Genomic DNA, 23,556 nt, shown 5'->3' on the forward strand with positions numbered 1-23,556 from the left:
CAGCACGCAAGCCGGGGCGGCACGCAGACTCATCGACCCACCGCGGACGGCGTGGCCGCATCCGCGGCGCAGGGGGATGCGGGCAGGTCGTGCGGTCGCGTCCCCCATCCCTGCTGAGGCGGCGTACCGGTCAGCTCCACGTGCAGGCGACCGCCCTGCTGCAGGCTTTCCCAATCCAGCCACACCGAGGGATGCGCGCGGCCCCGCAACGACACATGGCTGATGTACTGCAGTTTGTTGCCGTCCGCCTGCGGCGCATCGATGCGCAGCGTGCGGCCCTGCCCCAGATCGATCTCGACGCGGGCGAAGCGCGGAGGATGCAGCACGAACTGGCCGGTACCCGGCACCACGGGATACAGGCCCATGGCGCTGAACAGGTACCACGCCGACATCGTGCCCAGGTCGTCGTTGCCGGTGACGCCGTTTGGCGCGTTGGTGAACAGGCGTTGCGCCGCATGCAGCACCGTGGCGGTCTTCCACGGCTGGCCGATCAGCGTGTACATCCACGGCGCGTGCAGGTCGGGCTCGTTGTTGGGGTTGTAGCGGTACTGGTTGTAGTAGCTGTAAGGCCCCACCACCCATTCCTTGCGTGCGGCGCCGGCCGGATCGGCCAGCAACGCGTCGTAGGCGAAGAAGGCATCCAGGCGACGCCCGGCTTGGTCGCGCCCGTGCATGGCCTCGACCAACCCGGTCACGTCCTGCTGCGCCAGCCACTGGTATTGCCAGGCCGTCCCCTCGTGGAAACCGTGGTGTGAGCGCGGGCCGTAGTGGCCATCCGCCGGCGTGTACCACTGTCCGTCTTCGGTGCGCGGACGCGGGAAGCCATTGAAGCCGGCTTCCCCGTCGCGGATGTCCGCATCCCAGAGCGTGCGCCAGTTGCGGCCACGCCGCTTGAGCACGGCCGCGTCATCGTCATGACCCAGCGCGTCGGCCATCAGCGACAGCGAGCAGTCGGCCAGCGCGTACTCCAGCGTCGCCGAGCCACCGTGGTGCGGATCCACGTCCATCCCCTTCGACGGGAACGCGCGGTCGTACTGCACGAAGCCGTGCTGGAGATAGTGGGGATTGCCGGAGCGGCCGGCATGCCGCGAGTTCAACGGCGGCACGCCGAATGCATTCTCGCGCAGCGCGGCATACGCATCCGCTTCGCGCCCCTTGAGGGCGCCGAAACGCCACAGGTCGACGAGGAACGGGGTCACCGGATCGCCCGTCATGATGTTCGTTTCGAAGCTGGCGTAGCCCCAGCGCGGCAGCCAGCCGCCCTGTTCACGGATGGCCAGCAACGAGCGGCCGATGTCGGCGGCGCGTTGCGGACGCAGCAGCGCCACTAGCTGGTTCTGCGACCGGTAGGTGTCCCACAGCGAGAAGTACTCGTAGTAGGTCCAGCCATCGGCGCGGTGGATGCGATCATCGTAGCCGCGGTAGCGGCCATCGGCATCGCTGCCGGTCAGCGGCTGCAGCAGCGCGTGGTACAGCGCGGTGTAGAACACGGCACGGTCGTCGGCGCTGCCGCCCTGGATGCGCACGCTGGCCAGTTCCTTGTCCCATGCCGACTGCGCCCGCTCGCGCATCGCGTCGAAGCCGAGCAGCCGCCCGCCTTTCATGCCTTCGCTGCGCAGGTTGTTCCGCGCGCCCTCGGCATCGACGTGCGAGATGGCCGAGATGGCCGTGACGGAAGGATTGCCGCCCAGGTCGAACGTCAGCCAGGCGCCGTTGGGCTTGCCCTCGCCCTCCATGCTGTGGCGCGCGCCCGCCACGCCGCCGGCTTCGCCCCACGTACCGAAGGCCTTGAAGGGCCGGTCGAACTCCAGGCGGAACCACGTGGTGTACTGGTGGCCGCCGCAGAAACTCTTGGTGACCAGCTTGCCTTCCACCACGCGGTCGCCCACCACGTTGACAAGGCTGCCGGTCACCGCATGGCGCTCGTTCGCCTGGCCCACGTTGACGAGCACGTGGCCTTCGCCGCGGCTGGAAAAGGTGTAGCGCTCGGCCGCGGCGTGGGTCAGCGCGGTGGTCTCGGCATCGATGCCGCCGTAGTCGGTCAGGCGAACCTTGTAATAGCCGGCCTGCCCGTTCTCGCCGTCATGCCGGTAGCGCGAACCGTAGCGCTTGTGATCGAACGTCTTGGCGTCGCCCGTGTCGAAGTCACCGCCCGCACCGATGCGACCGGTGACCGGCAGCACGGAGACCTGTCCCCCCTGCTCCCAGCAGCCCGCGCCGGAAACGAACGAGTGGCCAAAGCCGCGGATCTGCGGGTCGTCATAGCGCCAACCCGAGTAGTGCGAGCCGATCGGGCTGACCTGGATCTGGCCGAAGGGCGCCGAGGCACCCGGAAAGGTGTTGCCGTCGTCCTTGCTGCCGATGAAGGTATTGACCTCGGCAGCCAGCCTTGCCGGCGCCGCATCGGCCGCCGCGGTAGTCAGCGCCAGCAGTAGGGACAGTGCCCCGAACATGGCGTTGATCGTTTTGTTCTTCATCTGCTCACGGGTCATCGTTCGTCACCAGGGCGGGCATGGGCGTGTCGGCTGCACCTCGCTGCATTGGCCGCACGTGTCGACGTGCGGACCGCGGCGAGGCAGGCGGCGTCCATGCCGCCGACCACGATTGGAAAGGTGGCCCGGCCGTAACCGGGCCGTCAGCCCCGCGCCGCCTGTTGGCCAGGCGAGAGAGGCGCGGAGCGAACGCGTGCACGTGGAGCCGGTTGGCCAGCCGCTCCCCGTACTCATTCCCACGGAATCCATGATGTGCCGTCCACGGGGGTTGCGGAAGGAACCCCTCGTGCAGGGGGACGCGAGGGGTGGTGCACATCAGAACTTGTACGTCAGACCCATGTACGCCACGCGGCCCGCGTAGCCATTGGTGTAGAAGCGGTCCTGGGTGTCGTTGCCAAGATGGGCGCGCGTTTCTTCCTCGGTCAGGTTCAGTATCGAAGCGCTGATGCTGAAGGCCGGCGTGAAGTTGTACGCCGCGTTCAGGTCGATCTGGTAGTACGGCTCCTCGTAGACGTTCAGGCCGTTGACCAGGCCCTGCACCGTCTCACCGCGACGGTTGTAGGAGGCACGCAGCAGCAACTTCTCCGCTTCGTAGAACATGGTGAAGTTGGTCTGGTTCTTGGCACTGCCGACCAGCGGCGACTCGCCCAGCTCGGTACCGTCACCCAGCGTGATCGCCGCTTCGTTGGTATCGTTGTAGGTGTAGTTGAACTGGAAGCCGAGGCCGAAATCCAGCGTGTGCTGCGCATACAGTTCGACGCCCTGCGACACCGCGTCGCGGCCGCCGGCATCCGTCGAATAGTTCTGCACGGTCACGGTCTGGCCGTCGATGACCATCTCCACGTCGGCAATGACAGGAACGGCAAAGTTGCTGACGTCCTTGCGGAACAGGCCGACGCCCACCACCGAACCAGGCTGGAAATACCACTCCAGGCCCACGTCATACTGGTTGGCCTCGTACGCTTCCAGTCGCTTGTTGCTGCCCGAACCGTACCAGCCCAGTTCGCCCGCACCACCGGTCAGGCGGCGGTCGTCGACATATTCCTGGCTGAAGTAGTTGAGGCTGCCGGGGGCGGCGATGTCGCTGTAGCTCGGACGCGAGATCACCTTGGCGGCCGCCGCACGCAGCACCAGGTTGTCGGTCAGGTCATACGCCAGGTTGAAGCTTGGCAGTATGTCGGTGTAGCTGCGGTCGAGCGCGTTGACTTCATACGTCTCCGGTCGTCCCACCCGGTCGGTCAGCCTCCAGTACCCTTCACTGCCGCAGTACGTACCCGTGGGGGCCCCGGTGGGGACGGCAGCGCCCTGCAGGCACGCGAGCGGATTGCCGGCGGCATCGTCGAAGAAGTAGTCGTTGTAGGACGTGACCTTGTCCGTCGAGTCGGCATGCTGGCTGGTGCCCACGATGCGTACGCCGATGTTGCCGCGCAGGCGCTCGGTGCGGAAGTTGGCCTGCAGGTAGGTCGAGTAGATTTCTTCATCGACGTTGTAGACGAAGTTGTCTTCCTCGCGGGTCTGCATGGGGCCGTACGTGCTGTGGAGATAGGCGATGTAGGCCGGGTAGTTGATGGCCGGATAGGCGCTGGCGTTGATGCCGCCGGCCAGGTTGTCCAACGGATAGAGGAAGTCCGGCGAGAACTGGGTGGCGATGCTGTTGCAGCCGCCGTTCCAGTAGCGGTTTTCGTAGTCGCTCGGGTCGGTGCCCGGGCACGCCCAGTAACTGTTGCCGGTGCTGCGGTGGATGCCGCCATCGCGACCCTTGACCCCGAACTGGATCGACTCCAGGAACTTGCCGTCGTTGTACCAGGTGGTATCGATCTGCACGTACTTCTGTTCGGTGCTGTTGCGGGTCCACGACGAACCGGTCGAACCGAGGTCGACCTGCAGGATGCCATTCCGCAGGTTCTCCATCAGTTCCGGCGAGAACGTCATCGTCGGCGTGCCGGTCAGATCCCACGAACTGGCGAAGTTGCCGTTCGTCCAGCTGCCGTCCGCATTCTGGCGGCGTGGCTTGAGGGGCACCGCGAACTGCAGTTCGGGGCCGCCCTTGGCCCAGGTACGGCCGCCCTTGACGGAGATGTCCATCGACTCTCCCCGCCATTCGGCCGCGAAGTCGGCGGTCTGCGACAACGATTCCTCGATGTTGTAGCTGCCGGTGATCTGCGGGGTCGGCACGGTGCAGTCGTCCGAGCCCCAGCCGCCCGGCGCCATGCCTGCGGCAGCGGCCTCGGCCTCACTGCAGTAGTAGGTCTTGCCCGGGTGCAGGCTGTAGTCCGCGCCGGTCACGATGGTGCCGCTGGGGTCGAAGTGCAGGCGGTCGAGCAGGCGGCCGCCGCGCCAGTTGCCGTCGCCGTAGTAGCGGGCGATGTTCCACTCCGGCACCTTCAGGGTGTTGGTCCGGGAATCCTGCGACAGGTCGAAGCGGAAGTAGTTCGCCGTCAGCGTCAGGTTGTCGGTCGGCTTGAACTGCAGCGTGAACTGTCCGCCCTTGCGCTCACGCTCTTCTTCCTTGACGTTCAGATTGACCGACGTCGGCATCATGAAGCCGGTGTAGTACTGGCCGTTCTGGTCCCAGAAGCCGGTGCCGCCCCACCAGTTCGAATTGAAGTCGGAGGGTTGCCCGTTGACGTCGACTGCCGTGCCGCCTTCATCGCGGCCGTACCACTGCCAGCCCTCGGTGCTGGCACCCATGGTGCGCGTGGTGCGCTTCTGCTGGGTGTATCCGACGAAGACGCCGAAACGGTCGTCCTTGTCGTGCCAGGAATACGAGCCGGAGAACTGGCCGTCGGTCTTCTTGGTGGTATCGGCCCAGGTGCCGTCGATCGAAACGAAGCCGCTGTTCGATTCCAGTTCCAGTGGCCGGCGCGTGTGCAGGATCACGGTGCCGCCGACCCCACCTTCATCGATGCGCGCTTCCGGCGTCTTGAACAGCTCGGCGCTGGACAGCATGTTCGAAGGCAGCAGCATGTAGTTGAACGAACGGGTCGGGTCGCCATTGGACTCGGCCGTGGCGATGTAGTTGCCGTTGAGCTGGGTGAGGGTCAGTTCGGAAGACAGGCCGCGGACGCTGACATTCTTTCCCTCGCCGCCGTCGCGGGTCACGATGACGCCCGGCACGCGCTGCAGCGCATCGGCCACGTTCTTGTCGGGGAACTTGCCCACGTCCTCGGCGGTGACCACCTCGACGATGGCGTTGGCGTTGCGCTTCTGGTCCAGGCTCTTTTCGATCGAATAGCGGTATCCGGTCACCGAAACCTGGTCGAGGTCCGTGGCGGCGGGCGCTTCCTGCGTGGTCGCCTGCTGCGCCAGCGCGATGCCCGGCAGGGCAGCGGCGGTCGCCAATGCGACGGCAATCGCCGTGGACAAGGAATTGCGGATGCGTACGTGTGGCGTGCCTTTCATTTCAATCACCCTCTCCCAAGATTGATTAGCTGCTGACGCAAGAATATTTGGATCGATCTAAAATTTCGTTCCATGAAGCTGCTTTCGATGATGGGCGGTATGCCCGCAACCTCGGGCACGCGCGTCCTTTCTCCGCGCCTCCTCTCCCGCTTGCCCACCACCCCGGGAATTAGATCGTTCTAATTCCCGTCGCTGGAATAATTACCATAATGTTTCCGCGCACGCATGTTGCCGCGCAGCATCCGTTTCACTCACGCCAAAGCGCGGACGGTGGAGCGGTCCTTTCGCGCCCCGAATTGCTGCCCGCCCTCGTGGCGAGACCGTGGGCGGCGCGGCGCACGTTCACGGCCGAGCGGCCAGCAGTTCCAGTTCGGCGATGTCGATCACCTGGCCGTTCGTGAACTGCAACCGGTACTCGCGGTAGTTCCCGGGCTTGCCGATACGGAACGGGCGCAGCTGCCGCGTCCACTGGAAGTCCTCGGCACGCCGTTGGTCCAGCGTCGTCCAGGCACCCGTCGTGTTGCGTCCCTGCAGACTCCAGCCCAGTCCGGCCAACGGCGCGCCACCACTGGTGATGGTGTAGTGACTCGCGCGGGTGGCTTCGCGAAAGCGGACATCCACCAACGCCCGTGCCGGCAGTGGCAGCGAGGTGGTGGCATCGTCGTCGAACACGGCCGACGGCGTCTGCCCCGCCAGCGCGACGGACTCCGCGTTGCGCAATGCATCCGCCATCCCTGCGGGAGCAATTCCCTTCCCGTTCATCGAAGGGGGTAGCGCATCGGACCCGCTTCCCCACGTGGATGGCGTGCTGCCCATGACGAATTCCAGGACACCGCCATTGGCGATGTCGTCATGCCGCAGCCAAGCACGGCCCCACGGACGACCGTTGAGCTTCATCGACTGCACATAGACGTTGCGGTCGTCGTTGCCGTGCGCGATGACAGTGAGCGTATGCCCATTCTCAAGCTTCACGTCGACCCGCTTGAACGCGGGCGATCCGATGACGTACTCCGGCGCACCCATCCGCAACGGATACAGCCCCAGCATGCCGAACAGGTACCACGCCGACATCTCGCCATTGTCCTCGTCGCCCGGATAACCCTGGCCGATCTCGCTTCCCAGGTAAAGCCGGCGCAGCACGTCACGGGTGATGCGCTGCGTCTTCCACGGCTCGCCCGCGGCGGCATACAGCCAGGGAATGTGGTGCGAAGGCTGGTTGCTGTGCGCGTACATGCCCATCCGCACGTCACGCGCTTCTGTCATCTCGTGGATGACGTTGCCGTAGGTGCCTGCGAACTCCCGGCCTGCGGTTTCCGGCGTGGCGAAGAACGTGTCAAGCCGGTCCGCCAGCGCCTTTTCTCCGCCCAGCAGCGTTGCCAGCCCAGCGACGTCATGCGGTACGGTGAAAGCGAACGTCCATGCATTGGCCTCGGTGTAGTCGCCGCCCCATATGCGCGGATCGAAGTCCGCCGCCGGCTGCCCCCAAGCACCCTTCGCATCGCGCCCGCGGAAGAAGCGGGTTGCGGGGTCGAACAAGTGGGCATAGTCGCTGGCGCGGGCCTGGAAGTATTCGGCCTCCTCGCGATAGCGCCGCGCGCGCGCCGGGTCATCCTCGGCGTCGGCCAATGCCCGGCCGAACTGGGCCAGGCCGAAGTCGTTGATCGCACCTTCCAGGGTCCACGACAGGCCCTCGTGCACGGCGTTGTCCGCGTAGCCGCGATACATCGAATGCGCGAGTCCCTTGCGCCCGACGTTGGACACGGGGGCGACGACCGTGCCGTTGCGCAGCGCCGCCTCGTAGGCTTCGGCGGCATCGAAGCCCCGCACGCCCTTGAGCCAGGCGTCGGTGAACGCGACATCGGAGCTGGTGCCAACCATCAGGTCCGCATAACCCGGTGACGACCAGCGGGCGATCCAGCCGCCGTCGCGGTACTGCTGCAGGAAGCCGTCGATCATGTCGCCCGCGCGTCCCGGTGCGAACAGCGCGTACGTGGGCCAGCTGGTGCGGAACGTGTCCCAGAAGCCGTTGTTGACGTAGATCCTGCCGGTACGGATCGGCGCGGACGTGCACAGTGCGTCGCCGCCGGCATTGTCCTTCGACCAGCTGTTCTGGTCGGCGTGCCGCCAGTCGGGCCGTTCGACGCTGCCGACGTTCTCATGCGCGATGTTGGGGTAAAGGAACAGGCGGTAGAGATTGGAGTAGACGGTCGTCAGCTGGTCCTCGTTCGCGCCGTCCACCGTCACCCGCCCGAGCAGCGCATCCCATGCCGCCTGCGCGCGTTCGCGCACGGCATCGAAGCCTGCCGTGCCGATTTCCTGCTCCAGGTTGCGTCGCGCCTGTTCCACCGAGATCAGCGAGGTGGCGATGCGCATGTTCACTTCATCACCATCGCCACGCGCGAACTTGATGTAGTGCGTGGGGCGTCCGGTCTGGATGGCACCGCTGCCGGCCCATGGCCGGTCGAAGACCGCGTAGACGAACATACGGGTGGCGCCATTGGACAGGCCGCTGCGGGTCTCGGTGTACCCGTGCAGCGTCTGCGTGCCGGGATCCAGCGTCAGGCCGGCGCGTGCATCGACGTTGTCGAACAGGAGGTTCGCATCCCCGCCTTGCGGGAAGCGAAACCGGAAGATCGCCGCGCGTTCGGTCGGCGCGATCTCGGCGCGGATGCCGTTGTCGAAGTCGACCCGGTAGGTATGCGGCCTGGCGAGCTCATTGTCGTGCGAGAACGACAGCGCCCGGCGCTCGCGGTCGCCTTCCGGCACGCCGCGCGTGGAGGATGGCATGACCTGGAAGGTCTGTCGGTCGCCCATCCACGGGCTCGGCTGGTGGCTGATCGACAGCGCCTGCAGGCGAGGCCGGTTGTCAGGCCCGTTGTGCTCGCTCCAGCGATAGAGCCATGCCAGCGTTCCGGCGTCGGTGACCGGCACCCAGAAGTTGAATCCATGCGGCATCGCGGTCGCGGGAATGTTGTTGCCGCGCGAGAACGTGCTGTTGGACTGCGTGCCGCGGTTGGTCAGCACCAGGTCGCTGGGGCGCCGCGCCGACGTGCGTGGCGCCTCTTCGATGGCGATGTCGTCGATCCAACCGCTCGCGCCAGCGCGCGAGCCGGGCTGCAGCTCCAGCTCGATGGCCTTGATGCGTCGCCCGTGCAGGGCAGGCAGGTCGCCCAGGCGGACCTGCTTCCGTGCCCATTGCTGGGGATACAGCGTCATGGATGCTGCCTGGCCGGCCGCACCGAGCGCGGCGCCATGCTGATCCTTCATGCCCGTGCTCGTCAGCCGCGTGCCATCGTCGAGCACCAGGTCCAGTGATACGCCGGTGGACGTGGAGACATCGCCGTCGACGATCTCCGGCAACACCATCCACGACAGCGTCGTGTCCTTGCCGATTTCGACATCGAGCGCGTACAGGCGTGTACGCCCGGCCGTATCCCCCCTGTATTGCAGCGCATGCTGACCGCTGTAGCCCATGCCGCGCTTCGCCGCGTAGGGCTGCGCGGGACCGTTGCCCACGGTAAGGCGCATGCCGCCCGTATCCGGCAACACGGGGACGGGCTGCCCAGGTTCGAAGGAGGTTGAAAAAAGCGCCTCGCGCGCGCCGGCACCGCTGGAGGCCAGCAGCAGGAGCGCGGCAAGGGCGCCGCCGGATGCACCGCGGCGGTAGGCGGCGTCAGACATCGCGGCGCAACACTGCAAGCACGTCATGGCAGGCCCCCATCGTGTGATAGTCCGTTTTCCCGGCGGGACTCTTGTCATCGTCATACTTGCGGTTCTCGCGATCGAGGATGCGGAACCACGCGCCGTGCTGATGGTCGACCATGTGGCACCAGGCGTAATCCCATAGCCGGTCGTACCACGCCCAGTACCGCGCTTCGCCGGTGACGCGGGCCAATCGCGCCGCGCAGGCGAGTGACTCGGCCTGTACCCAGAAGTACTTGTCATCGTCGCAGATGAAATGGCGGCCATCGGGCAGTGACGGGCCCGCGATGTCCTTGCGCAGCGACTCCGGGGCGAAGCCATAGAACAGGCCGCCGAACGCCGGGTCCCATGAGGCATCCATCGAGCGGCCGAACAACTCCGCGGCGCGTGGCACCAGCCAGTCTTCGGCCTTTCCCGCATCGCGCAGGTGGCCATCGAGGATCACGAGCAGCTTCGCCCATTCGGTCTGGTGCCCGGGCTGGAAACCCCAGGGGCGGAACAGATGCCGGGGATCGTCGCGATGGTAGTCGGTGTCGACCTGCCAGTTCGCGTCGTAGTGCTCCCAGACCAGTCCTTCGGTCTGGGCCGCCTGCCGCCGCGTCATGTGGTCGGCCAGCTGCAATGCGCGCTCCAGGTAGCGGTGCTCGTGGCTGGCCTCGTAGGCAGCCAGCATGGCTTCGCACATGTGCATGTTGGCGTTCTGTCCGCGGTAGGGGCTGAACTGCCACTCGCGCGTGGCTTCGTCCCGGTACAGCCCGTACTCCGGTTCCCAGTAGCGAGTCTCCAGCAGCTCCCAGTGGGCATCCATCCAGGCCCGGCACTCTTCCGCGCCTGCGCGCAGCGCGATGGAATACGCCAGCAGGACGAAGGCGGCACCGTAGCAATGCTGCGTGGTGTCTTCCGGCACGCCGTCGCGCAGCGTCCAGAAGTAGCCGCCGCTCTGCGGGTCGAGATGCCGTTCGCGCAGGAAGGCAAGCCCGTGATGCACGGCCTCCATGTACACATCGCGCAGCACGGGATCTTCCTCTCCGAACTCGCGTGCCGCGGTGGCGTAGTTGAAGACGAATCGGGTGCTGCTGACCAGGTGGCGATGGGAGGCGTCGTAGACGCGCCCATCGTCCTTGAAATAGTGGAAGAAGCCACCCGCCGGATCGATGCAGCGCGGATGGTAGAACGCCATGGTCCTGCGGATGTGATCGCGCAGGAAGGCTTCGCTGCGGAAGTCGTCGTGCATGGGAACGGACTGCGTCATGGCGTCGGAAGGCTCCGGGGAAGGGGGGGATCGGAGGGAAGCGCATCGGCCAGCGAACGTATCCGCAGGGCGCTGCGCAGGGTATCGAGGTTTGCACCGGACGCGATCCGCAGTGACGTGCGTTCGCCCGGCAGCACTACCAGTGCATTGTCGGACAGGTCGGCGTCGACCTGGCCGAAGTCGACCCACACGGCGCGTGCCAGCGACGCGGCGGTGATATCGAGCATGTGATGGTCGCCTTCCTGCCGCAGGTGCGTGCGCAGGCCCGGATCGGGCCAGCGCATGTCCTTGGCTGCGGCGAAATGGACGACCTCGCGCGCGGCGGGTTCGCCGTCGGCGACCAGGTCGAACATCGCGACCGTCGCCGCTGGCGATGCGCCGCCCAGCAGTTCGGCATCGCTGTAGGTGGCCATGCGCGACGCCGACAGCGGTGCGATCTCGACACGCCGTGCCTCATCCCGCAGCACGCGCCCGTCCAGGGTCATGACGCGGAGGCGCAGGGTGCCGCCGCGCGGCGTGGTCCGGTCGGAGATGAGGCTGACGGTGGTTCGTCCTTCCTTGCGCAGGGCGGCCACGGTCACCGGCGCGAAGAACCGGCGCGCATGGAACTGCAGCGCCTTCCAGCGCCCGAACCAGTCGATGCCCGACCACGACGCGCCGGGCCACACATCGTTGAGCTGCCAGTACAGCGAACCCATCGTGTAGGGCCGGCTGGCGCGGTGGTGCCGTGCCGCCAGCCCGATGCCCTCGGCCTGCATCACCTGGCTGAGGTAGACGAAATCGCCGAAGTCGCGCGGTTCGCCGAATTCCATGCGCACATAATGCAGCAGACGCTCGTTGCCCTTGCCGGCCATGAACTTCTGGTGGGCCTCGATCACCGGCGCATCCACACGCTGCTCATCGCGCGCCACGAAATGATCGATCGTGCGTTGCACAGGCCACGCCTGCAGGCCGTACTCGGACATGAAGCGCGGGGTCACGTCCAGGTAGGCCGACGGCGGGCGCGCCGGATTGCCCCACACCTCCCAGTAGTGCATGTCGCCGCTGGACGGCGTGTTCGCCACCTCGGCCATGTCGTCGCTGGGCGAGCTCGGCCAGTAGGCGATCCCGCCGGCCTCTTCTTCCACGACCCTGCGCAGGTCATGGCCGAACAGCTGCGCGTAGCCGTCCCAGACCCGTTGCGCGAACACCGGATCGGCTTCCTTCAGCGCCTTGCCGTGGCCCCAGTATTTCCAGGCGATCTCTTCTTCGTTGTTGCCGCACCACAGCACGATGCTGGGATGGTTGCGCAGCCGCCGCACCTGGTCGCGGGCCTCGGCCACGACGTTGGCGCGGAACGCGGGGTCAAAGGCGGGCTGCATGCCACCCCCGAACATAAAGTCCTGCCAGACCAACAGGCCGAGTTCGTCCGCGATGTCGAAGAACGCATCGCTTTCGTAATAGCCGCCGCCCCAGTTGCGGATCATGTTCATGTTCGCGTCGACCGCCGACTGCAGCACGCGCCGCAGCTGCGCGGTGGTCACCCTGGGCTGGAACATGTCGAACGGGATCGCGTTCGCGCCCTTGGCGAAGATCGCGATGCCATTGACGGTGAAGGCAAAGCCCCTGCCCTTTTTATCCTCGTCACGGCGCAGCGCGACACTGCGCAGGCCTGTGCGTTCGCCCCGCGCATCGATCACCTGCGTGCGGTCGAGCATCTCCAGATCGAAGCGGTACAGCGGCTGTGCTCCATATCCGGCGGGAAACCAGCGCCGTGGCCTGTCGATACCGAACGCTTGCGTAACCTGGTTGATGCCGGCCGCCAGCGATACCTGTTGCGTCGCCACAAGCGCGCGGGCGCCATCGGGGTCGGTTCGCCAGAGGCGTACCGTGTAACGGCCCGCGCGCACTGCGTCGATGGCCGCGACCGCGGTGATGTCCGCGCGCTCTTCCGTGACGCGGTCCTGGCGCAACTGCACGTTGTCGATCCGTGCACGGCTCCAGCTCTGCAGATGCACCGGCTTCCAGATGCCCGCCGTGACATAGCGCGGCCCCCAGTCCCAGCCGTAGTGGTAACCCGGTTTGCGCACGAAGTTCGCGGTCATCGCGTCCTTCGGTTCGTCGCCGTAGGGCGAAGGATAGTTGCCGGCGATCCGGTGCGGCATCGCCTGCACCCGCGGCAGCAGCTTCGCGATCGGCGAGCGCAGGACCACGCGCAGTTCGTTGCTGCCCACGCGCAGCCGTTGCTGCACGGGCACGCGCCATGTCCGGAACGCATTGTCGGCGTCAAGGAGTTTCTCGCCGTTGAGGAAGACCTCGGCGAAGGTATCCAGCCCTTCGAACACCAGGTCGCTGCGGGGGGCGTCGCGTGCATCGCGGGATACGTCGAACGTCGTCCTGTATTCCCAGTCGGCCAGGCCGATCCACTGCAGCCCGGCCTCCGGGGCACCCCGGTAGGGATCAGCGATCAGGCCGTTGTCGAACAGGTCCGTGTGCACGGTGCCGGGCGTCGTTGCGCGATGCCATTGCCGTGCCTGGGCGGGGCCGGCGCTGGGCGTGCCATCCGCCAGTTGCCTGAATTCCCACCCCGCATCCAGCACGCGTTCGCTTACCGGCTGCGCCATTGCCTGCACGGACGCCGCAATCAGCGCGAGGATGCAGAGCACACGCACCGACCATCCGCGGCAAGGAATGCGGCCCGCCTTGTGCGTGATGAAGCGCGGCATGTGGACTCCCCGGTTGATGGTCGATGCTTGCATTGTTCGACGACGGCGCATGTAGAGCTCGCCTGCCGGCCCATTGGCATCTTGCGAATATGCCCTGATTGGATCGATCCAATTGGATGGTTAAGATGTAGCACGCCGTGCCCGATGGCGCATGCTGCTGCGCAGCAGAACGCACTCGCACGGATGGCCGGCCCGGCCCGCGATCCCTCCACCACCTCGGGTGACCGGTCCCGCAGGCGTGTGCTAGCTTCCCCGAATTCGACCGATCCAAAAGGGTGCAGGATGGACATGCGTCACGCGACGAAGCTCTTGATACTGGCGGGTTTCGCGGCATGCACGATGGCGGTGGCCGGCAGTGCGTCGGCGGCGACGGCGGATGTCGGCGAGGCCGCATACGAGGCGGTCGACCCCTTCATCGGCACGGGCGGCGAAGGACACACCTACCCCGGCGCCACGGTTCCGTACGGCATGGTGCAGCTGTCGCCCGACACCCGCATCCAGCCACGCAAGGATGGCTACGGCTGGGCCGCGGGCTACCGCTACGACGACACCACCATCGTCGGTTTCTCGCACACGCATTTTTCCGGCACCGGTCATTCCGACCTGGGCGACCTGCTGCTGATGCCCACCACCGGCGAACTGAAACTCGAGCGCGGCGACCCCGACAAGCCCGGCAGCGGTTACACCTCGCGTTTCCGCCACGCCACCGAAACCGCCCAGCCCGGCTACTACGCCGTCACCCTGGACGACCACGACGTGCGCGTCGAACTTACCGCCAGCCCGCGCGCAGGCATGCACCGCTACCACTTCCCTGCCGGCAAGCCCGGGCATGTGGTGCTGGACCTGCGCACCAGCATGTACGACTACCCTGGCAAGGTCTTGTGGTCGCGCGTGCGCGTGCGCGCCGACGGCACGGTCACCGGCTTCCGTGAAACGCGCGGCTGGGCGCCGGGCCGCCAGCTGTATTTCGCCCTGCGCTTCTCGCAGCCGGTCACCGGCCATGCGCTGCACAACACCGAACAGGACATCCCGTACAAGGGATTTCCGCCGCCCGGCGAGAAAGACCCGCGCCAGCGCGCGCAGATCGAAGGCCGGCAGCTGGTCGCGGCATTCGACCTCGCCCCGGGCGCCGGCAAACCCGTGCTGGTCAAGGTGGCCATCTCGCCGGTCAGCGAAGACAACGCCATCGCCAACCTGGATGCCGAATCGCCCGGCTGGGATTTCGATGGCATGCGCGCCGCCGCGAGGCAGCAGTGGCGCGATGCGCTCGGTGCGGTGGATGCGCAGGGCGACGCGGCGCAGCGCACCCGCTTCTACACCGCCCTTTACCACACGCTGCTCGGCCCTACGCTGTTCATGGACAGTGACGGCCGTTACCGCGGCCCCGACAATGCCGTGCACCAGGCTAAGGGCTGGACCAACTATTCCACGTTCTCCCTGTGGGACACCTATCGCGCCCTGCATCCGCTGGCCACGCTGGTGCAGCCGCCGCAGCGCACGAACGACTTCGTCAATTCCCTGCTGGCCGCGCGTCGCGAGAGTCCGTATGGCGTACTGCCGGTGTGGTCGTTCCATGGGCAGGAGACGTGGTGCATGATCGGTTACCACGCGGTGCCGGTGATCGCCGATGCCTACATGAAGGGCATCCGCGGCTACGACGCCGAGGAAGCGCTGCAGGCGATGTTGGCCAGCGCCAACTACGGGCCGTACGACGGCATCGCGCAGTACCGCGAGCTGGGCTACGTGCCCATCGACGAGGAAGGCGAAGCCGCCAGCAAGACCCTGGAATACGCCTTCGACGACTGGACCGTGGCGCAGATGGCGCGGGCGATGGGCAAGGCCGATGTCGCGGCGACCTTCGAGAAGCGCGCCGCCAACTGGAAGCATGCGTTCGATCCCGGCACCGGCTTCATGCGCGCGCGCAAGCGCGATGGCAGCTTCCGCACGCCGTTCGACCCCAGCGCCAGTGGCTACGGCACCGACTACACCGAAGGCAATGCGTGGCAGTACTCGTGGTACGTGCCGCAGGACGTCGCCGGCCTGGCGGCGGCGCATGGCGGCGACGATGCGCTGCTGGCGCGGCTGGACGCGGTGTTCGATGCGAAGGTGGATGCGTCCGTGTTCGCGCACATGGAGGACATCACCGGCCTGATCGGCTGGTATGCGCACGGCAACGAACCCAGCCACCACGTGGCCTACCTGTACGCCTACGCCGGCCAGCCCTGGCGCACCCAAGCACGCTTGCAGCGGATCATGGCCACGCAGTACGCGGCGCGCCCGGACGGGCTGGCGGGCAATGACGACCTCGGCCAGATGTCGGCGTGGTACGTGTTCACCGCACTTGGGTTCTATCCGGTCACGCCGGGCAGCAACCAGTACATCATCGGCCGCCCCTTCCTGCCGCGCGCGACGCTGCACCTGCCCAACGGCAAGCACTTCACGATCATCGCCGACGGGCTGGACGACGCGCATGCCTACGTGGGCAGCGCGAGCCTCAACGGCAAGCCGCTGACACGCGCGTACCTGACCCATGACGAGATCCTCGCCGGTGGTGAACTGCGCTTCGTGATGCAGGCCGAACCGGACACCACCTGGGCCACGGATCCCGCCCAGCGGCCATACTCGATGTCCCGCTAGCGCGGGTTCACGGCATCCAGCGTCGCGCGAAGCGCACTGACGCGCGCCGGATCGGTTTCCGACCAGTCCGGCGCCAGTCCGTGCAACGCCGGATTGTGGAAGGCCATCGAGGAAACGCGCGCCGCCTTGGCCGAGGCATGGAATTCGCGTGCACCGGTCAGTGTCGCCAGCGCGGCGACATTGCCGGCATCGATGCCGGCGCCCGGCATCACCGTCACGCGGCCCGCGGCCTGGCGCACCAGGGCAGCGATGCGGTCCGCGCCTTCCATCGCCGTGGCCTGCCCGCCTGACGTCAGCACGCGCTGGCAACCCAGGGCGATCACCTGTTCCAGCGCCTGCGCCTGATCACGTGCCGCGTCGAAGGCGCGGTGGAACGTCACCTGCAACGACCCCGCTGCGGCGACCAGTCGCTCGCACAACGGCAGGTCGATGCCGCCATCGGCCTGCAGCGCGCCGATCACCACTCCATCGCAGCCCAGCCGTACGCACATCTCGATGTCGCGCAGCATCGCCTCGGTGTCGCGCGCGTCGTAGAGGAAATCCCCCGCGCGTGGCCTCACCAGCACGAACAACGGAATCCGCATGTGCTCGCGCGCCAGCGCCAGCGTGCCGTAGGACGGCGTGGTGCCGCCGGACGACAGGCCTTCGCACAGTTCCACCCGGTCGGCGCCGGCTGCCTGCGCCGCCAGCGCGGAACCCAGCGAACCCGCGGCGATCTCGAGCGTCAGCGCGTTGCGCCCGCTCATGCGTTTTCGCCGTAGACAGCGTCGGATGGCAACAACGCGTCCTGCGTCCGTGCGTCGCAGACCGCGTAGACGAACCCCTGGTGCAGCGCGAACGCGCCCACTTCACCATGCCTGTTCAACGCCAGGAAACAGACCTGCAACGACCTGCTAGCTTGCGGCCGCTTGCGCACCACCCGCTCGATGGCTTCCCGGCACGCCTCCATCGGCGAACGACCCTGCCGCATCAGTTCCACCACCAGGAAGCTCGCCGCGTTGCGGATCATTTCCTCGCCCACGCCCGAAGCCGTGGCGGCGCCCACGTCGTTGTCCACGTACAGGCCCGCGCCGATGATGGGGCTGTCGCCCACCCGACCGTGCAGCTTCCACGCCATGCCGCTGGTGGTACACGCCCCCGCGAGGCGTCCGTGGCGGTCGATCGCCAGCATGCCGAGCGTGTCGTGGTTGTCGCGGTCGCCCGGCCGCTGCCTGCGCTCGGCATTGATCTCCGGCTTGTACTCGGCGCGCGCACGCCACTCGCGCCATGCCTGTTCCGCCTGCGGCGTCAGCAGGCGTTGTTTCTCGAAGCCCTGTTCCACCGCGAACTGCTGCGCGCCATCGCCGACCAGCATCACGTGAGGCGTTTTCTCCATCACGCGCCGCGCCACGCTGATGGGGTGGTCGATGTCCTCCAGTGCCGCCACAGCGCCACAGCGGCCATCGCCATCCATGATGCTGGCGTCCAGGGTCAGGATGCCGTCGCGATCAGGATTGCCGCAGCGGCCAACCGTGGGATTGCACAGGTCCGTCTCGGCCCAGCGCGCACCCTGTTCGACGGCATCGAGAGCACCACCACCCGCCGCCAGGACCTTCCACGCCGACTGGTTGGCCTGCACGCCGAAATCCCAGGTGGACACCACGCGCGCGCCCACCGCCGTCTCGTTCGCCGGCTGTCCCGCCAGCCGGGCGGACAATGCCAGTGCGCCTGCCGACAGCGTCGCCTGGCCAAGGAATCTTCTTCTGCCGTTCATGCCTGCTCCTCAGGTATCGGTTCGACGCGCGCCAGCCGCGCGGGCCAATGCGTGCGCGCATGCATCGCGGCACCCACCAGTCCCAGTTGCCCATGGTCGATGCGCCACAACGGGGGTGGCGTACGCGCGCCGGTGAACTTTTCCGCATAGCGCCGTGCGAAGTCGCCCTGGTGCAGGAACGGCGCGATGTGGCGGGTCACGCCGCCGGCCAGGTAGGCCTGCCGCGCGCCAACGGTCAGCACCAGATCACCGACCAGGCTGCCAAGCCATCCGCAGAACACATCCAGCGTCTCCCGTGCCAGCGCGTCATCGCCCTGGGCGGCGGCCTCCACCAGCGGCGCGACGTGGCGCCAGCGCGGCACGGCGCCGCGCAGGTCGGCCAGCGCGTCATACAGATGCATCAAACCGGTGCCGGACAGGACGCGTTCGTTGTCCACGTGCGGCCAGCGCCGGGACAGACGTTGCAGCACTTCGAGTTCGGTCGCGGTACCGGCGGCCAGCGCAGCGTGGCCGGCTTCGCTCAGCAACACCTCGCGCCCCTCCGCATCCAGGCACAGCGCCGCGCCCATGCCGGTGCCCGGCCCCAGCACGAGGGCGGGCGACTGCATGCCGGGATCGTCCTGTGCGGTCAGCGGCACCAGCAGGCTGCGCCGCACGCCGGGGATGGCGCGCGCGACGGCCTCGAAATCGTTGATCACCTGCAGCGACGCCAACCCGGCGTCATGCGCCGTGCGCCGTACCGACACTTCCCACGGCAGGTTGGCGTTGACCAGGCGGTCGCCGTCGAGAAACCCTGCGATGGCGACCACCGCGGACCGCACCCGCACGCCGGGCTGCAGCGCGTGCAAGCGCCGCAGGTAGTCATGCAGGATGGCGCCGAGCGAAGCGTGCTCCGCACCGCGACAGGTTTCCACGTCGTGCACGTCGATCGCACCGTCGGCACGCGCCCAGCCCAGTCGCGCATGCGTGCCGCCCACATCGGCCACCAGGCAGGCATCGATCAGGGACTGCGCAAACTCCATGGAAAGCTCGTCGGCGACCGCATCGGCATCGGGAAGGCCGCACTATACGATTGTCTTGGATCGGTTCAAAACATTCGACGCCCCGCGCGGTTGGATACCGCGGTAGCGCCGCCGCCGGACACTGTCGTCGCGTGATGCGAACACACAGGACGGGCACCAGGGCGCGACGCGTTGAGCCTGCAGCGCCGCTAATCGCCGAACATCACCACACTGTTGCCCGCCGGCAGTTCGCGCTCGCGCGTTGGCTCGCCGTCACCGCGCGGGACCCAGGGAACGCTGCCAACATCACCGATGCGCATGTAGCGGCCCAGTGAACGGAAGCGGTCGATGGCGAATGGCAGGCCTTCGCTGCCCAGCGCGCTGGCGGCGTCGGCCAGGTTGAAGTGCAGCTGCGGGTTGGACGCGCTGCCCGTGAAACCCACCTCGGCGATCTTCTGTCCCCTGCGCACGCGTTGCCCGGCTAAGACGCGCGTGCTGCCCGGACGCAGGTGACCGTAGTGCGCGAAGCGTCCACCGCCCAGGTCGAGCACGACGGTGTTGCCGCCGCCGGTGGCGAGCGCGTGGTCGGAGCGTTCGCTAAGGCGTCGCCGTTCCGGCAGGCCGTCGCGCACGCTCGCGACCGTCGCGTCGGCAACGGCCAGCACGTCTTCGCCATGGCTGTAGGCCTGCGCGACGGAATCGCCAGCGCGGGCTGACTTGCGGCCCTGCGCATCCAGCTTCACCCAGTCGACCGCAAAGCGTCCGGGCGTGCGCGCCTTGCCATCGATGGCATAGAGCACGCGACGATGACCCCGCTCCCACGCGGGATCGTGGATCGCGATCCACGGGCCGCCGCGCAGTGGCGGACCCAGCGTCATCGCAGGTTCGCGCTCGACGGCCACCCTGGCGCCTTCCACGCGGGACGCATCGCCTTCATCGGCGGCTGCGCGGTAGTCGATGCGATGCATCAGGGCGGCGGGCATGGCGGTGCCGGGAGGCAAAGCCAGTTCGAAGAACACGATCCCGCGACGCCCCGGCTCGATCGGCGCGCCGGCCGTCGCCTTCCATTGCAGGCCGGAGCGGTCCAGCTGCCGTTCCAGCGCGTCGCCTTCGAACGTGGCCAGCAGGGTGCCCGACGCGGCATCGAGCACCTCGACACGCACCGGGTCCAGCGACTGCCGCGAGAAGTTGCTCAGGTGCAGTTCGTAGAACAGGCGCGTCTGCCCGTCGATGGCGACCGGCGTGGGCGGCATGGGCACGTGCAGGTCGAAGGATTCCTGCAGCGTCTGCGCCTGCACGGGCGTGGCCAGCCACAGCAGGCAGAGGGACGCATACAGGCGGAACAGGTTGGGGGGCGTCATGCGTTCGACAGTCCGGACCAGGAGCTTGCCATGCTACGCATCGCCGTCAGGCAACCACGTTCGTCCCGCCGCTTCTTTGCCACGGCATGGCGCAAGGAAGGTTCGTGATGACGGTTCGTGCCCTTCTTGACCGCCGAACCGATCTCTGATTAAAGTCAGGTAATGAAAGACATGCAGATTGATGCCGTCCGCCGGTTCAACCGCGCGGTCACCCGCCGCATCGGCGTACTGACGGATAACTACCTGGGGCGTGACCGGCCGTGGGCGGAGTCGCGCCTGATCTTCGAGGTGGGCCGAGATGGCGCCGATGTCCGCACGTTGCGCGAACGGCTCGCCCTGGATTCGGGTTACCTCAGCCGCCTGCTCCGTTCGCTGGAGGCGCAAGGCCTGGTGGCATCGCAGGCCGCGAAACACGATGCCCGCGTGCGCCGGGTGTCGTTGACGGCGAAAGGCATCCGCGAGTGGAAGGTCCTGGAAGCCCGCTCGGACGACATCGCCTCGATGCTGCTGGCGCCCTTGAGCGATGCGCAACGCCAGCGGCTGCTGGACGCCATGGCCGATGTCGCCCGGTTGCTCAGCGCCAGCGCGGTGACGGTCGAACCGGCGGATCCCGCAGGTGCCGAGGCGCGTGCCTGCATCGATGCCTACGTGCAGGAACTGGAACAACGCCTCGGCATCGCGTTCGACCCCACGCGCGGCCCCACCGCCAAGGCCGATGAACTGACGCCGCCGAACGGCATCTTCCTGCTGGCCCGCCTCGACGGGGTGCCTATCGGATGCATCGGCCTGAAGGTCATCGGCAAGGGCGTTGGCGAGATCAAGCGCATGTGGGTGGATCCGACCTGCCGTGGCCTGGGCGTCGCCCGTCGGCTGCTGGCCGCCGCGGAAACGCATGCCGCCGAGATGGCGCTGCGCCGCCTGCGGTTGGACACGAGCAATCGCCAGGAAGAGGCGCTCAGCCTGTATCGCCACAGTGGTTACCGCGAGATCGCGCCCTACAACGACAACCCGTACGCCAGCTACTGGTTCGAAAAACGCCTGGGCACGAAACGCACCCCGGCCTAGCGTCGCCACCGACATCAGCTCCGCCGCCCTTCAACGAGCCGCCGCATGCATCGCATCGTTCTTCTCCTCCTGCTCATGCTCGGCACGCTGGGCGCCACACACGCACACGCGTGTCCCGCCGGTGTCTACACGTCGGCGGCCGGTGATTTCGTGGTGCTGGTGCCGGTGCCGACCATCCCCTCCCCCGGGTTGCGCTATCTGTTCCGCGACGGTCGCCGCGGCAGCACGCTCGACGCCGATGCACCGCTCCAATGCGAGCAGGGCAAGGTCTCCGTGCGCGCGACGGACATCCCGGCAACACCGTGGTCACGGTTGCCGCTGGTCGAAACCGATGCGACGTTCTCCAGCCTGGGCACGGCGCTGGCAGGCCGGCTGATCGAGCCGCGGATCGCCGACGCGCACCTTCCCCTGGTGGTGATGGTGCACGGATCGGAACGCAGCCCTGCGCTTGCCAGTCCGTACGCCTACGCGCTGGCCGCGCAGGGCATCCGGGTATTCGTGTACGACAAGCGCGGGACTGGTGCCTCGCAGGGCGAGTACACGCAGAACTTCGAACTGCTGGCCGACGACGCGGCCGCGGCACTCAGGCAGGCGCGGGCGATGGCGCAGGGTCGCTACGCGCGCGCGGGTTACTACGGCGGCAGCCAGGGCGGATGGGTGGCGCCCCTGGCCGCCACGCGTGCGCCGGCGGACTTCGTGGCCGTGGGCTTCGGCCTGGTGGTGTCGCCCATCGACGAAGACCGCGAGCAGATGATCGATGAAGCACGCGCGGCCGGCCTGGGTGCCGACGCCGAGGCCGCCATCAACCGGCTGTCGGACGCCACCGCGCGTCTGCTCACCACGCATTTCGAGGACGGCTTCGAGCCGCTGGAGCAGCTACGGCGCGATCTGGCCAAGCAGCCCTGGATCGACAAGATCCACGGCGAGCACAGCGGCGCGATGCTGCGCACCTCCGACGCCGACCTGCGGCGTGTCGGTCGTGCCCGCTTCGACAATCTGGAACTGATCTGGGACTACGACGCGCTCGCCGCGCTGGAACGCCTCCAGGCGCCGCTGCTGTGGGTGCTTGCCGCGCAGGATCGCGAAGCCCCCATCGAACGCACCCGCGATGCGCTGGCGGCGCTCGCCGCCGCGGGCAAGCCGATCGACCTCTATGTCTTCCCCGACACCGACCACGGCATGTTCGAATTCACCACCCGCGCGGACGGCTCACGCCAGCCCACGCGGGTGACCGATGGCTACCTGCGCCTGCTCGGCGACTGGATCAAGGGAACGCCCGATGCAAGCTATGGACGCGGCATCCCCCTGACCGGCAAGCATCGGTAGTGCGAGGATGCACTCCGCGCGATATCCATCCACCCCGACGTCCACCGCCCGGTGGCGATGGCAACCGTGTCGGGCGTGGTGACGGCACGTATTCAACCCAGAGGGAACACACGATGACACGCGAGTACACGGGCAGCTGCCACTGCGGTGCCGTCAGGTTCACGGTCCGCTTCGATATCGCCAAGGGCACCAGCAAGTGCAACTGCACGTTCTGCTGGAAGCAGCGCAACTGGAATATCCCGGGCCTGAAGTCGGAGGATTTCCAGCTGCTCGCCGGTGACGACCACCTGGCCAGCTACAGCAAGTCAGGCGAAGGCTTCGAAGTGCATCACCGGTTCTGCCAACGCTGCGGCACCGCCACGCACGGGCACGGTTATCTGGAACAGGTGGGCGGCCCGTTCCTGTCCGTCCGCGTGGCCGCGCTCGATGACCTCGACGTCGATAGCCTGGTCTCTGCGCCAACCACGCATTGCGACGGCCGCAACGACAACTGGTGGAATCCGCCCGCGGAAACGCGCCACCTCTGAGCAGGGTGACAGGCACGCGTCGTCAACGTCGGCGCGCGCGCCCCGCGGCGTCCACCGCCGGAAATCGGTGGCTGGCTCACGCCGGACTGTCGTGCAGCGCCACGTTCAGCCGGTCCACCACCATCGCCCAGTCGGCATCGTCGCGACGTTCCTCGCGCAGCAGCTGCGATTGCGCAGGCGACCAGAATGGGGCCTCTTCCAGGCGCATGCCGTTGGGCAGCGGGGAATGGGTGGCGATGAACTGCTGGATGCTGGCGTTGTCGTTGGGCAGGCCCAACTGCGCGAACAGTTCGGAGAAGGGGTGGACGGTCGATTCCATGGCGGTTCCTTTGT

General features: G+C 67.3%; 14 protein-coding genes. 4 read left to right on the forward strand and 10 right to left on the reverse strand.

Features of this window, described 5'->3' with window-relative positions; all coding sequences use genetic code 11:
• Positions 1-29 precede the first annotated feature (29 nt).
• From OVA13_RS11220 to OVA13_RS11240, 5 genes are all read right to left on the reverse strand, one after another.
• Positions 30-2,477 (reverse strand): GH92 family glycosyl hydrolase, encoded by a 2,448-nt coding sequence (locus OVA13_RS11220; RefSeq protein ID WP_267790563.1) that lies wholly within the window; start codon positions 2,475-2,477, stop codon positions 30-32.
• A gap of 330 nt (positions 2,478-2,807) precedes the next feature.
• On the reverse strand, positions 2,808-5,894 hold the full coding sequence (locus tag OVA13_RS11225; protein WP_267790564.1) for a TonB-dependent receptor: 3,087 nt from the start codon (positions 5,892-5,894) through the stop codon (positions 2,808-2,810).
• A gap of 342 nt (positions 5,895-6,236) precedes the next feature.
• Entirely contained in the window at positions 6,237-9,422 is a 3,186-nt protein-coding gene (locus OVA13_RS11230; RefSeq protein ID WP_267790565.1) for a GH92 family glycosyl hydrolase, read from the reverse strand.
• Between the two features lie 145 nt (positions 9,423-9,567).
• The gene (locus OVA13_RS11235) at positions 9,568-10,848 is read right to left on the reverse strand and encodes an AGE family epimerase/isomerase (protein WP_267790566.1); all 1,281 of its coding nucleotides are present in this window, start codon (positions 10,846-10,848) and stop codon (positions 9,568-9,570) included.
• Positions 10,845-13,553, reverse strand: coding sequence for a beta-mannosidase (locus OVA13_RS11240; RefSeq protein WP_267790567.1), 2,709 nt, complete (start codon positions 13,551-13,553; stop codon positions 10,845-10,847). Before OVA13_RS11240 ends, OVA13_RS11235 begins: the two co-directional genes overlap by 4 nt.
• Before the next feature lie 288 nt (positions 13,554-13,841).
• Here OVA13_RS11240 and OVA13_RS11245 point away from each other — a divergent pair, with 288 nt between their 5' ends.
• Complete coding sequence (locus tag OVA13_RS11245; protein ID WP_267790568.1) at positions 13,842-16,190, forward strand: GH92 family glycosyl hydrolase; 2,349 nt, start codon at positions 13,842-13,844, stop codon at positions 16,188-16,190.
• Here OVA13_RS11245 and OVA13_RS11250 read toward each other — a convergent pair.
• The 4 genes from OVA13_RS11250 to OVA13_RS11265 form a co-directional block, all read right to left on the reverse strand.
• Positions 16,187-16,936, reverse strand: a complete 750-nt coding sequence (locus OVA13_RS11250) for a copper homeostasis protein CutC (RefSeq protein ID WP_267790569.1) — start codon at positions 16,934-16,936, stop codon at positions 16,187-16,189. The genes OVA13_RS11245 and OVA13_RS11250 overlap by 4 nt on opposite strands.
• The gene (locus OVA13_RS11255; protein WP_267790570.1) at positions 16,933-17,943 is read right to left on the reverse strand and encodes a glycosylasparaginase; all 1,011 of its coding nucleotides are present in this window, start codon (positions 17,941-17,943) and stop codon (positions 16,933-16,935) included. The genes OVA13_RS11250 and OVA13_RS11255 overlap by 4 nt, the downstream gene beginning before the upstream one ends.
• Entirely contained in the window at positions 17,940-18,965 is a 1,026-nt protein-coding gene (locus OVA13_RS11260; protein WP_267790571.1) for a glucokinase, read from the reverse strand. Before OVA13_RS11260 ends, OVA13_RS11255 begins: the two co-directional genes overlap by 4 nt.
• Positions 18,966-19,153: 188 nt before the next feature.
• A complete protein-coding gene (locus tag OVA13_RS11265) occupies positions 19,154-20,305 on the reverse strand; it encodes a M23 family metallopeptidase (protein WP_267790572.1) in 1,152 nt (383 codons plus the stop codon).
• Positions 20,306-20,476: 171 nt separating this feature from the next.
• Here OVA13_RS11265 and OVA13_RS11270 point away from each other — a divergent pair, with 171 nt between their 5' ends.
• From OVA13_RS11270 to OVA13_RS11280, 3 genes are all read left to right on the forward strand, one after another.
• Positions 20,477-21,370: a bifunctional helix-turn-helix transcriptional regulator/GNAT family N-acetyltransferase gene (locus OVA13_RS11270; RefSeq protein ID WP_267790573.1), complete on the forward strand. Its 894-nt coding sequence runs from the start codon at positions 20,477-20,479 to the stop codon at positions 21,368-21,370.
• A gap of 45 nt (positions 21,371-21,415) precedes the next feature.
• Complete coding sequence (locus tag OVA13_RS11275; protein WP_267790574.1) at positions 21,416-22,696, forward strand: alpha/beta hydrolase family protein; 1,281 nt, start codon at positions 21,416-21,418, stop codon at positions 22,694-22,696.
• 113 nt (positions 22,697-22,809) lie between these two features.
• Positions 22,810-23,223 (forward strand): GFA family protein, encoded by a 414-nt coding sequence (locus tag OVA13_RS11280; protein ID WP_267790575.1) that lies wholly within the window; start codon positions 22,810-22,812, stop codon positions 23,221-23,223.
• Positions 23,224-23,299: 76 nt separating this feature from the next.
• Here OVA13_RS11280 and OVA13_RS11285 read toward each other — a convergent pair whose 3' ends face one another.
• On the reverse strand, positions 23,300-23,542 hold the full coding sequence (locus OVA13_RS11285; protein ID WP_267790576.1) for a DUF2789 domain-containing protein: 243 nt from the start codon (positions 23,540-23,542) through the stop codon (positions 23,300-23,302).
• Between the last annotated feature and the right edge of the window lie 14 nt (positions 23,543-23,556).

The organism is Pseudoxanthomonas sp. SL93 (assembly GCF_026625825.1).
GTDB lineage: Bacteria > Pseudomonadota > Gammaproteobacteria > Xanthomonadales > Xanthomonadaceae > Pseudoxanthomonas_A.